5 protein-coding genes are annotated in these 12,322 nt (G+C 71.1%); 3 read left to right on the forward strand and 2 right to left on the reverse strand.

The window, feature by feature from the left end; genetic code table 11:
* Window positions 1–123: 123 nt before the first annotated feature.
* A complete protein-coding gene (locus tag NX02_RS26305) occupies window positions 124–2,304 on the forward strand; it encodes a S8 family peptidase (protein ID WP_025295147.1) in 2,181 nt (726 codons plus the stop codon).
* Here NX02_RS26305 and NX02_RS26310 read toward each other — a convergent pair.
* Window positions 2,293–2,757, reverse strand: a complete 465-nt coding sequence (locus NX02_RS26310) for a hypothetical protein (RefSeq protein ID WP_025295148.1) — start codon at window positions 2,755–2,757, stop codon at window positions 2,293–2,295. The genes NX02_RS26305 and NX02_RS26310 overlap by 12 nt on opposite strands.
* Window positions 2,754–4,124, reverse strand: coding sequence for a glycosyl transferase family protein (locus NX02_RS26315; RefSeq protein ID WP_025295149.1), 1,371 nt, complete (start codon window positions 4,122–4,124; stop codon window positions 2,754–2,756). The genes NX02_RS26310 and NX02_RS26315 overlap by 4 nt, the downstream gene beginning before the upstream one ends.
* 141 nt (window positions 4,125–4,265) lie before the next feature.
* On the opposite strand from NX02_RS26315, the gene NX02_RS26320 reads away from it, so the two are divergent.
* Complete coding sequence (locus NX02_RS26320; protein WP_025295150.1) at window positions 4,266–10,031, forward strand: alpha-2-macroglobulin family protein; 5,766 nt, start codon at window positions 4,266–4,268, stop codon at window positions 10,029–10,031.
* A gap of 209 nt (window positions 10,032–10,240) precedes the next feature.
* Window positions 10,241–12,277, forward strand: coding sequence for a penicillin-binding protein 1C (gene pbpC / locus NX02_RS26325; RefSeq protein WP_025295151.1), 2,037 nt, complete (start codon window positions 10,241–10,243; stop codon window positions 12,275–12,277).
* The last annotated feature ends 45 nt before the right edge of the window (window positions 12,278–12,322 follow it).

Here is a 12,322-nt window from a genome sequence, read left to right on the forward strand (position 1 = left end):
GCCTTGCGTCGCCTTGCCCTTCTCTCGCTTGCGGCCGTGCTGGTCGATGGTTGCGGCGGGGGAGGCGGGGGTGTGGGAAGCACGCCGGCCCCCGTACCGACGCCGACTCCGACTCCAACACCCGTGCCGACGCCCGTTCCCACCCCGACGCCCACCCCCGCCAACCCCTTCAGCACCGCCGAATATCGCGCCTCGCGCGGGCTGGTGCTCGCCAACGCGATTCCTGCCTATCAGGCGGGCGCGACCGGCCGGGGCGTGCTGGCCGGCGTGATCGACAGCGGCATCGACATCGACAGCCCCGAATTCGCCGGCCGGATCAGCCCCTTGTCGCGCGACACCGCGGGCAACGCCTCGATCCAGGATGCCGGCGGGCACGGCACGGCGGTGTCGACGGTGCTGGCAGCCGCGAAGAATGACAGCCAGGTCCATGGCGTGGCGTTCGACGCGACCCTGCTCGTGCTGCGCACCGACGAGCCGGGAAGCTGCGCCGCCGACGATCCCGGCAATCCCGACGATGGCTGCACGCACCCCGATCCCGCCATCGCCCGCGCGCTCGACGTCGCGGCTGGCGCGGGCGCGCGCGTCGTCAACATTTCGCTGGGCGGCGGCGCGGCGGCGCCGGTGCTGCAGCAGGCGATCGCGCGCGCGACCGCGGCAGGGGTCGTCATCGTCTTTTCGGCCGGCAACGACAGCGCCGACCAGATCGATCCGTTTGCGCGCGTCGCGCTCGATCCGGCGCTTGCGCGCGGCCTGATCATCGTCGCCGGTTCGACCAACGCGGCCGGCACCATCTCCGATTTCAGCAACCGCGCGGGCAGCGCGCAGAACGTCTACGTCACCGCGCTGGGCGAGCGCGTTCAGGCGAATGACGAAAGCGGCCAGACCTTCCTGTGGAACGGCACCTCCTTCGCGGCGCCGCACGTCGCCGGGGCGATCGCGCTGCTCGCGCAGGCCTTTCCGACGATGACCGGCCAGCAGCTCGTCGAGCTGCTGCTCAGCACCGCGCGCGATGCCGGCGCGGCCGGCGTCGATCCCGTCTATGGCAGGGGGCTGCTCGACATCGGCCGCGCCTTCCAGCCGCAGGGGCAGACCGCGCTCGCCGGCAGCGGCGTGCCGGTGTCGCTCGATCCCAGCGCGACATTGTCCAGCGCGATGGGCGATGCCGGACAGGGGGGCGAGAGCCTGCAGGCGGTGGTGCTCGACAAATATGCGCGCGCGTTCGGCATGCAATTTTCCCCCGCGATCCGCGGCGCGACCCCGCGCACCGCGCTCGTCTCCGCGCTGCAGGCGACCGGGCGCAGCGCCGCGATCGGCGCCGGCGGCACGACCCTGGCGCTCACCATCGCGCCGGGCCGCGACGGTGTAGCGGTCGAGCGGCTGCTGCTGAGCGGGGACGAAGCGCGCCAGGCGCGCGCGATGGCGGGCAGCGTCGCGACACGGCTCGGCGCCTCGACCGAGATTCGCTTCGCGATCGCGCAAGGCGCCGACGCGCTGGTTGCGGCGATGGGCGGCCGCGGCAGCCCCGCTTTCCTCGTCGCGCGCGATGCCGCGGGCGATGCCGGGTTCGAGCAGCGCAGCGACAGCGCCTTCGCGCTCAGCCACCGCATCGGCCGCTTGGGGCTGACCGTCGCCGCCGAGCGCGGCAATGCGCTGGTCTACAGCCGGGAGGGCATCGATGCGCTGCGCAACCGGTTTCGCCGCTATGGCTATAGCGCGACCTCGGTCACGCTCGACCGGCGGTTGGGCGGGCTCGCGCTCAGCCTTGGCGCGACGCGGATGATCGAGCAGGAGACGGTGATCGGCGCGCGCTTCGACGCGCTGTTCGGCGCGCGGGCGGGGCGGAGCTGGTTCGTCGATGGCGGCGCGCGCTGGCAGGGCGGCCATGGCTGGAGCCTCGGCGCCTCCTACCGGCAGGGCTGGACCCAGGTGCCGCGCGCCGGCGCGCTGGTCGATGGCGCCACGCTCCGCACCACCGCTTTCTCCGTCGATGCGGGGAAGCGCGGGCTGTTCGGCGGCGGCGATGCGATCGCCGTCCGCTTCGCGCAGCCACTGCGCGTTGCCGATGGCGGGCTGATGCTGAGCCTGCCGGCGGGCTATGATTATGCGACGGGCGTGACCGGCTATGCGGTGCAGCGCGTCAACCTTGCGCCGACCGGCCGCGAGCTCGATTATGAGGTGCGCTACGATCGGCCGCTGGGCCGGGGGCGGATCGGCGCCAACCTGTTCCTGCGCAGCGATCCCGGCAATTATGCGGCGCTGGACGACGATGTCGGCGCTGCGCTGCGCTTCACCTTAGGCTTCTGACAGCACCGGCGCGATCGTGTTGAGCGCCAGCACCACCGGGGCGGGCGCAGCGAACGCGGGCTGCGGATCGGCTGCGGGTGCGGGCTCGGGCAGCGGCAGCTGCGGCGGGCCGCCATAGCTGGCGATCAGCAGCAGCGCTTCCGGATCGACGCTGCCCTGTTCGGCGGGCGCCGGGTCGGCCGGCGCTTCGGTCGGCGGCGCGGCCGCCATCAGCACGGCGGGGACGATCGCGGGGCGCGCCGCCGGCTCCGCCATCGCGAGTTGCACCGCCGGTTCGGGCGCGGCGACGATGGCGGGTACCTTCGGCGGGTCGAGCGCGACGAACTCGGTCGCGCCGCGCCGTGCGGGATCGACCACGCCTTCTTCCCACATCAGCGCGGTGGCGCGCGCACCCGTCCACAACGCCATCACGGCGACGAGGAAGCGGACGGGCGGGGCGGCGAAGGCGCTCATAGCGGTACGCTGATATCGGGAAAGGCGTGCGCCGTCTTGTCCCATTGCGGCGCGGTGCCGCGCTTGATCGCCAGATAGCGGCCGAGCGCGCGCCACGCCGAGAGGATCGCGATCAGGTTGGCGACCGCGGCGCGCGGGATCGAGATCAGTCCTTCGCGCCAGCCATGTGCGTTGCCCACGAACAGCCCGCGCATCAGCATCCGCCAGATCAGCAGCGCGGCGTTGATGTTGATCAGCAGCGCCAGCCCGGGGCCGATCTCGCCGGTGGGTTTTCCGGCGGCTGTCCCGGCCAGCACTGTGCCGGTCGCGAGGAAGGCCGCGACATAGCCGACCGCGATGGTGATGGCGGCGAGCAGCGCGCGCCGGTCGCGCATGCGCATCCAGCTTTCGGCGAGGCTGTCCGTCCAGCCCAGCCGCTCCCAGCCGAGCAGCGCGATCCCCGTCACCCAGCGGGCCTTCTGGCGGACCGCGGCATCGAGCGTGGCGGGGAAGTAGGCGCGGGTGGCGATCAGGCTGCCATCCGCGGCGCGAAGCCGCGCGAAGGTGCCGCGCCCGCCCAGCGCGCTGATCCTGAGGCCGAGCTCATAATCCTCGGTCAGGCTGTCGGCATCGAACGGGCCATCGTGGCGGCCGTCGGCGATCCGCTCCAGCATGTCGCGTTCGAACGCGCAGCCGACCCCTGCGGCGGGCACCGCCGCGCCGAGCTGTTCGCGGACGACGAGCTGCTTGCCATGCGCCTCGGCGAACTCGTCGAGATAATGGCCCGAAACCCAGCGCGATCCGGGCACCGCCAGCGGCAGCACCGGGATCTGGACCATCGCATGGGCCTCGATCAGCCGGTCGAACAGGCGCAATTCCTGGGGATGGACGACGTCCTCGGCGTCATGAAGGATGATTGCCTTGGCCCGCTCGCCCCGCGCCGCTTCGTCGGCGAGCAGCGCCGCCCACACGCCGTTGAGGCAATCCGCCTTGGTCGTCGGTCCCTCGCGGCGGTGGATGACGGGGCGGACGCGCGAGTCCCGCGCCGCGACGGCTTGGACCACCTCCAGCGTTTCGGGATCGTTGGGATAGCAGCCGACATAGATGCGATAGTCGGGATGGTCGAAGCGGGCGAGGGCCGCGCGCAGCATCTGGCCGATCACCGCCGCCTCGTCCCACGCGGGCACGAACACCGCGAGCCAGCCCGGCCGCACCGGCGCGGGGAGCGCCGGTGCGGCCGGCGCGCCGGTCAGGCGCCGCCAGCCGGTGCGGCCCAGCCACAGCAGGTCAACGGCAAGGTCGTCGACGCCGCCGATCAGGAAGGCGATCGCCGCGAACAGCGCGAGTTCGTGCGCGATCCCGCCCGCCAGTTCCAGCGCCGCATCCAATCGACCATTCCCCCCGTACCTTCCCGCAGTTTTCATCCATAATGGATCGACTGCAAGCGACATTAGCCTGGGTTAATTCGCACTGGACTTAAGTGGCGGTGACGGTTCAGTTACCCCCCTAGAGGCGGCGAGGGGAGTTGCATGCGCAAGGGGTTGATTGCGCTGGCTGCGGCGGCGTTTTGCGGCGCAGTCCTGGGACCGGTGGTGGCGGTTGGCGACAGCGCGCCGCAGGTGGTGCTCGCCACCCCCGGCATGGGCGGCGGCGCGGTCGAGCGCTACACCGTGCGCTTCTCCGAGCCGATGGTGCCGCTGGGCGATCCCCGCGCGCAGACCCCCTGGAAGATCGACTGCCCTGTCGGCGGCACCGGCCGCTGGGTGGATACCACCACCTATGTCCACGAATTCGAAAAGCCGCTGCCCGGCGGATTGACCTGCAAGTTCGAGCTGCGCCAGGGCCTGATGAGCGCGAAGGGCATTGAGGTTGCGGGCGGACGCAGCTTCTCGGTCGACACCGGTGGCCCGACCGCGCGCGCGATCCTGCCCGGCCGCTATGATGGCCGGATCGAGGAGGATGGCCAGATCTTCCTCATCGCCGCCAACGTGCCCGCGGATCGCGGCTCGGTGGCGGGCAACGCCTATTGCTCGGTCGACGGCATCGGCGAGAAGATCGCGGTCGACGTGCTCGACCCGTCCGTGACGGACAAGATCCTGACCGGCCTGGGCAAGGACACGTACACGCTCGACAATTTCCTGAGCACGGCCGGCCTGCCCCAGCCGGTGCCGGCGGATGCGAAGGCCCGTGCCGACGCGTTGAAGACGGTCACCGCGCTCAAATGCCGCCGGCCGCTGCCGCCGGGGCGGGACATGGCGCTGGTGTGGGGCGCCGGCATCCGCAGCGCCGACGGCCGCACCGCTGGCGCCGACCAGCGCTTCGACTTCACCGTCCGCAAGGCATTCGAGGCGAGCTTCAGCTGCTCGCGGGTCAACCCGCAGGCGGGCTGCAACCCGGTGCTCAAGGCCAGTGTGCAATTTACTGCACCGATCCCGATCGAGCAGGCAAAGGCGATCCGCATCGAGGCGGGCGGCAAGACGCTGGCCGCCAAGATCGACGATGACGACAAGAATCGCGCGCATATCAGCAGCGTCAGCTTCGCGGCGCCGCTGCCCGCCGGCACCATCGGCAAGCTGATCCTGCCCGATGGCGTGAAGGATGAAAGCGGCCGCCCGCTCGCCAACGCGCAGCGCTTCCCGCTCGACGTCCGCTTCGACGTCGCGCCGCCGCTGGTGAAGTTCGCGGCACCCTTCGGCATCATCGAGGCGAAGGAAGGCGGCACGCTGCCCGTCACCGTCCGCAACGTCGAACCGGCGCTGCAGGGCCGCAGCCAGCCGATCGCCGGCAAGATGCTGGAGGCCGATTCCACGTCGGACGCGGCGATCGCCAGATGGCTGCGCGAGATCGAGACCGCCGGCGCCAATGATTTCCGCGAGGAAAAGCGCGGCGGCGAGGATGTGACGGTCAACCATACCGGCACCCGCTCGATCCTGACGGGTGCCGCCGCGGGCAAGGCGATGTCGGTGCCGCTGCCCGGCAAGGGCAAGGATTTCGAGGTCGTCGGCATCCCGCTGAAGGATCCCGGCTTCTACGTCGTCGAGCTCGCCAGCCCGACGCTCGGCGAAGCGTTGCTCGGCCGCAAGACGACGCGCTATGTGGCGGCGGGCGCGCTCGTCACCAACATGAGCGTCCATTTCAAATGGGGCCGCGGCGCCTCGCTCGCCTGGGTGACCGCGCTCGACACCGGCAAGCCCGTCGCCGGCGCCGATGTGCGCGTGTCCGACAGCTGCACCGGCCGGCTGATCGCGCGCGGCGCCAGCGATGCGCTTGGCCGCGTGCTCATCAAGGGCGGCCTGCCCGAGCCCGAAACCTATGGCGACTGCAAGTCGCAATCCGCCGACGCGCCGCACCCGCTGATGGTTTCCGCGCGCAAGGCGGGCGATTTCAGCTTCACCCTGACCGAATGGGGCGAGGGCATCCGGCCCTATGATTTCGACCTGCCCTATGGCTGGTCCAAGCCCGACGACATCGTCCACACCCTCTTCGACCGCACCTTGCTGCGCGCCGGCGAGACGGTGAACATGAAGCATATCCTGCGCCGGCCGATCGCAACCGGCTTCGGCTATGCCGAACCGATCGACGGCACGTTGCGGCTGGTCCATCGCGGTTCCGACACGCAGTTCGAAATGCCGCTGAAGATCGCCGCGGACGGCATCGGCGAATCGCGCTGGTCCGCCCCCGAAGGCGCGCCGATGGGCGATTACGACCTGCAGATCGTGGTCGGTGAGCGCACGATCTATACCGACCAGTCGATCAAGCTGGACGAGTTCCGCCTGCCGACGATGCGCGCGACCGTGACTGGCCCCAAGGAGGCGCAGGTGCGCCCCAAGCGCGTGCCGCTGGACCTCTTCGTCGGCTATCTCTCGGGCGGCGGCGCGGCATCGCTGCCGGTACGCATCCGCACCGCCTTCACCGCCGACGATCTCGCGCCTGCCGGCTATGAGGGATGGAGCTTCGGCGGCCGGCTGCTCGAGGAGGGCACCAAGCCCCTCGACGGCGAGGGCGAGGAGATCGCCCCGCCGCTGCCGCCCGCGCAGACATTGCCGGTCACGCTCGACGCGCAGGGCACCGCGCGCACCGCGATCGACATCCCCGCGACGATCACCGGCGGCGCCCGGATGGTGGTCGAGATGGATTATGAGGATGCCAATGGCGAGGTGCTGACCGCATCGCGCCGCGTGCCGATCCATGCCAGCGGCGTTCAGCTCGGCATGAAGGGCGATGGCTGGCTGATGAAGCAGGACGATATGCGCCTGCGCTTCGTGGCGCTCGGGCTCGATGGCAAGCCGATCCGCGGCCAGCGCATCCGCGTCGACCTCTACAGCCGCGAGATACTGACCGCGCGGCGCCGGCTGATCGGTGGCTTCTACGCCTATGACAACCAGGCCAAGGTCACCAAGCTGAGCGCCGAATGCACTGCGATCACCGACAGCCAGGGGCTGGCGACCTGCGCGGTCGATCCCGGCGTGTCGGGCGAGGTCTATGCGGTCGCGACGACCGAAGACGGGAATGGCAATGTCGCCCACGCCACGCGTTCGCTGTGGCTGGCGGGCGATGACGACTGGTGGTTCGGCGGCGACAATGGCGACCGCATGGATCTTGTCGCCGAGCAGCCCGAGTACAAGGCGGGCGAGACCGCCAGGTTCCAGGTGCGCATGCCCTTCCGCGAGGCGACCGCGCTGGTGACGGTGGAGCGCGAGGGCGTGCTTTCCAGCTATGTCACCCGCCTGTCCGGCAAGGATCCGGTGGTCGAGGTGGCGATGCCCGGTGCCTATGCGCCCGAGGTCTATGTCTCGGTGATGGCGGTACGCGGCCGTGTCGGCGGGTTCCGCCTGTGGCTGTCGGACCTTGCGCGGCGCTGGGGGCTGCCCTTCTTCGCGCGTGACGTCGCCAAGCCGACCGCGCTCGTCGACCTCGCCAAGCCGAGCTACCGGCTGGGCATGGCCAAGGTGAAGGTGGGCTGGGAAGGCCATCGCCTCGCCGTGGCGGTGAAGGCGGACAAGAAGAGCTATGCGGTGCGCGAGACCGCGCATGTCGCGGTCGAGGTGAAGGGGCCCGACGGCAAGGCGCCCAAATCCGCCGAGATCGCCTTCGCCGCGGTCGACGAAGCGCTGCTCCAGCTTCAGCCCAACGAAAGCTGGAAGCTGATCGAGGCGATGATGGTCCAGCGGCCGGTGGCGGTGCTCACCTCCACCGCGCAGACGCAGGTCGTCGGCAAGCGCCATTATGGCAAGAAGGCGGTGGAGGCCGGCGGCGGTGGCGGCGGCGACCTCTCCGCGCTCAACCGCGAGGATTTCCGCCCGGTGCTGCTGTGGCGCGGGCGGGTGCCGCTCGATGCGGCGGGCCGCGCGCAGGTCGATGTGCCGCTGTCCGACGCGCTGAGTTCGTTCAAGCTGGTGGCGATCGCCACCAGCGGCGCCGGGCTGTTCGGCACCGGCGAACTGGCGGTCCGGACGACGCAGGATCTGCAGATCCTCTCGGGCATCCCGCCGCTGGTGCGCACCGGCGACCAGTTCGGCGCGACCTTCACGCTGCGCAACACCACCGACAAGCCGATGACCGTCACCGCGACGGTGGGCGTGAACCCGGCGGTGGCGCAAGGCCGTCCGCTCACCGTTACCATCCCGGCCGGCAAGGCCGAGCCGGTGACGTGGCACCTGACCGCGCCCGCCAATGTCGATCGCCTCAACTGGACGGTCGAGGCGAAGTCCGATGGCGGTGCGGCGGACCGGATCAGCGTGGCGCAGGATGTGATCCCGGCAGTGCCGGTGGAAACCTGGGCGGGCACCCTGGTGCGGGTCGGTGCCGCCAACTTCCCTGTCGCGCCGCCCGCGGGCGCGCTGCCGGGCACCGGGGTGGTCGACATCAAGCTCAGCGCGACGTTGGCGCCGCCGCTGGAGGGCGTGCGCGCCTATATGGCCGCCTATCCCTATGGCTGCTTCGAACAGCAATTGTCGCGCGCGGTGGCGCTCGACGATCCGGGGGCATGGACGCGGCTGTCGGGCGAGATCCCCGCCTATCTCGATGAGGAAGGCCTGCTGCGTTACTGGCCGTCGCCGAGCATCCAGGGATCGGAGGCGCTGACCGCCTATGTGCTGTCGATCACCGCCGAATCGGGCTGGGCGATCCCCGATGGTGCCCGCGCGAAGATGATCGAGGCCCTGAAGGCGGTGGTGGAGGGCCGGTTGCGGCGCGACACCGCCTATGCCGGCGACCAGCGCCTGCTGCGTGTCGCCGCGCTCGCCGCGCTCGCCCGCAACGGGGCCGCCGATCCGGCGATGTTCGGCCAGCTCGGCCTCGCGCCGGGCGACATGCCGACGGCGTTGCTCGCCGACTGGATGGTCGCGATCGACAGGACGCCGGGGCTCGCCAACGCGCAGGCGCTGCGGCTGCAGGCGGAAAAGGTGCTGCGCACGCGGCTGGTCTACGAAGGATCGCGGGTCGATCTGGTCGATGCCGGCAACGCGCCGTGGTGGATGATGGTCACCGGCGACGAATCGGTGCTGCGCGCGCTGCTCGCGGTGCTCGGCCGGCCGGGCTGGGAGGATGACGTGCCCAGGCTGATGGTCGGCGCGGCGCTGCGCCAGAGCCGGGGCCATTGGGATACCACCCCGGCCAATGCCTGGGGCTCGGTCACCGCGCGCCGCTTCGGCAGCCTCTATCCGGCGAGCGCGATCACCGGGGTGACGATGGCGCGGCTCGGCAGCGAGACCCGCCAGCGCGAATGGCCGCAGGCGGCGGACGCGGCGCCGCTGCGCTTTCCGCTGCCGGCGGCGAAGACGCCGCTGGTGCTGACCCAGCAGGGCGGGGCGGGGCCGTGGGCGATGGTGCAGGTGAAGGCGGCGGTGCCGCTGCTGCAGCCGCTCTATGCCGGCTATCGCATGACCAAGCAGGTCAGCGTGCTCGAACAGAAGGTGCCGGGCCGCCTGACCCGCGGCGACGTGCTCAAGGTGCGCATCACCGTCGATTCGACCGCCGACCGGCAATGGGTTGTGGTGAACGATCCGATCCCGGGCGGCGCGACGATCGTCGGCACGCTCGGCGGCCAGTCGCAGCTGCTGGCCGATGCGGCATCGGGCGGGGAGGGTGTGCAGCCCAGCTATGTCGAGCGCGGACGCGATTCGTGGCGCGGCTATTTCGAATGGGTGCCGCGTGGCACGTTCACGGTCGAATATACCGTGCGGCTGAACGGCGTCGGCCGTTTCAACCTGCCGCCGACGCGGGTCGAGGCGATGTATTCGCCGGACATCCGCGCGCAGGTGCCCAACGGCCAGATCGCGGTGGCGCTGCGGTGAGTAAGGACGAAAGCCCCTCCCCTTCAGGGGAGGGGTTGGGGTGGGGAATGTCAGGTGATGGTGGTGGAAGGAAAGAGCTCGCTTCGCTCGCCCCCACCCCAACCCCTCCCCTGAAGGGGAGGGGCTTAAAAGGGGAGTTTCGCACCCACCTCCTCTGGGCGCTGACCATCACCGTCGCGCTCTCGGCGGCGATCCTCCACTGGTTCACGATGCCGCCGCCGCTGCCGTCCTACCGCGACGTCAGGGCGGCCTGGCGCCCCAGCGAATCCTGGCTCTACGATCGCAACGGCCGGCTGATCGACGCCGAGCGCGTCGATTTCGCCGCGCGCCGCCTCGCCTGGACGCCGCTCGACGAGATCGCCCCGGTCGTACCCGAAACGCTGATCGCGTCGGAGGATCGCCGCTTCCGCAGCCATCGCGGCGTCGACTGGCTGGCCTTCGCGGGTTCGATCCGCGATCGGCTGCGCGGCCAGCGCGCCCGCGGCGCATCCACCTTGTCGATGCAGCTCGCCGCCTGGCTCTCGCCCGATATCGGCGCGCCGGGCGCGCGCGACTGGCGGGACAAGCTGCGCCAGATGCGCACGGCGCAAGCGCTGGAGGATCGGTGGAGCAAGGAAGAGATCCTCGAAGCCTATCTCAACCTCGCCGGCTTCCGTGGCGAGGCGCAGGGCGTCGGCGCCGCGGCGCTGACCCTGTTCGGCAAGACCCCCGATGCGCTCAGCCGCTCCGACGCCGCTTTGCTGACCGCCTTGCTGCCCGATCCGCGCGCCGATCAGGCCACCGTCACCCGCCGCGCCTGCGCGATCGCGCCCGAACTGGGTTGCGAAGGGCTGCGCATCGCCGCCGGATCGATGCTGTCGCCCGCGCGGCGGCTGGTGCTCGACCCCGGGCTGGCGCCGCATCTCGCGGTGCGCCTGCTCGACACGCCCGGCCTCAAGGTCACGACCACGCTCGATGCGGCCGTCCAGCGCGTCGCCGCCACCGCGCTGCGCCGGCAGTTGCAGGGGCTCGGCAGCGCGCGGGTGCGCGACGGCGCGGTGGTGGCGGTCGACAATGCGAGCGGCGACGTGCTCGCCTATGTCGGCGGGGTGGGGGGCGAATCGACCGCGGCAGCGGTGGATGGCGCCAACGCCTATCGCCAGGCGGGCTCGACCCTGAAGCCCTTCCTCTACGCGATGGCGATCGAGAAGGGCTATCTCACCCCTGCCTCGATCCTCGACGATTCGCCGGTGCAGCTCGACACCGCCTCGGGCCTCTATGTGCCGCAAAATTATGACCGTGCGTTCAAGGGCCCGGTCTCGGTGCGCAGCGCGCTTGCCGGCTCGCTCAACGTGCCGGCGGTGCGGACCCTGGTGCTGACCGGCGTCGAGTCGTTCCGCGACCGGCTGTGGGATTCGGGCTATCGCGGGCTCACCGAGGACGGCCAATATTACGGCTTCTCGCTGGCGCTGGGTTCGGCCGAGGTGACCCTGCTCGAACAGGCGGCGGCCTATCGCATGCTGGCGCGGGGCGGCCGCTACGCGCCGCTGCGCATCCGCGCCGGGGATCCCGAGGGCAAGGCGCGGCCGGTGACGACGCCGCAGGCGGCATGGATCGTCGCCGACATGCTCGCCGATCCCAACGCCCGCGCGCAGACCTTCGGGCTGGACAGCGCGTTGCGCCTGCCGTTCTGGGCGGCGGTGAAGACCGGCACCTCGAAGGCGATGCGCGACAATTGGTGCGTCGGCTTCTCGGATCGCTACACCGTCGCGGTCTGGATCGGCAATCTGGAGGGCGATCCGATGCGCGCGGTCTCGGGCACCAGCGGCGCCGCGCCGGTATGGCGCGATGTGATGCGCGCGCTCCACGCCGCCCGCCCCTCGCGCGCGCCGAAGATGCCCGGCGGCGTCGAGGCGCGCGCGGTCCGCTTCGCCGACGGCATCGAGCCGCCGCGCCGCGACTATTTCCTCGCCGGCACCGGCCAGAGCGTCCAGGCGGTGGCGCCGCCCGAGGCGCGGCGGCCGCGCATCGTCAATCCCGCGGCCGGCGCGGTCTATGCGCTCGATCCCGACATCCCGGTCGATCGCCAGCGCATCGCGATCCGCGTCACCGGCCTCGCCACAGGGCACCGACTGATGCTCGACAGGCAGGATGTCGGCCCGGCGAGCGGCGTGCCGCAGATCCTGGCGGGGCCCGGCCTGCATCGGGTGCGGCTGGTGGATCTGGATGGCAAGGTGGTGGACCAGGTGCTGTTCACGATGCGGTGACGGGGCGCTCTATGGTCCCTCGCCCCTTTTGGGGAGAGGGACGGG

Origin of the sequence: Sphingomonas sanxanigenens DSM 19645 = NX02 (genome assembly GCF_000512205.2) — a bacterium.
Taxonomy (GTDB): Bacteria; Pseudomonadota; Alphaproteobacteria; order Sphingomonadales; family Sphingomonadaceae; genus Sphingomonas_D; species Sphingomonas_D sanxanigenens.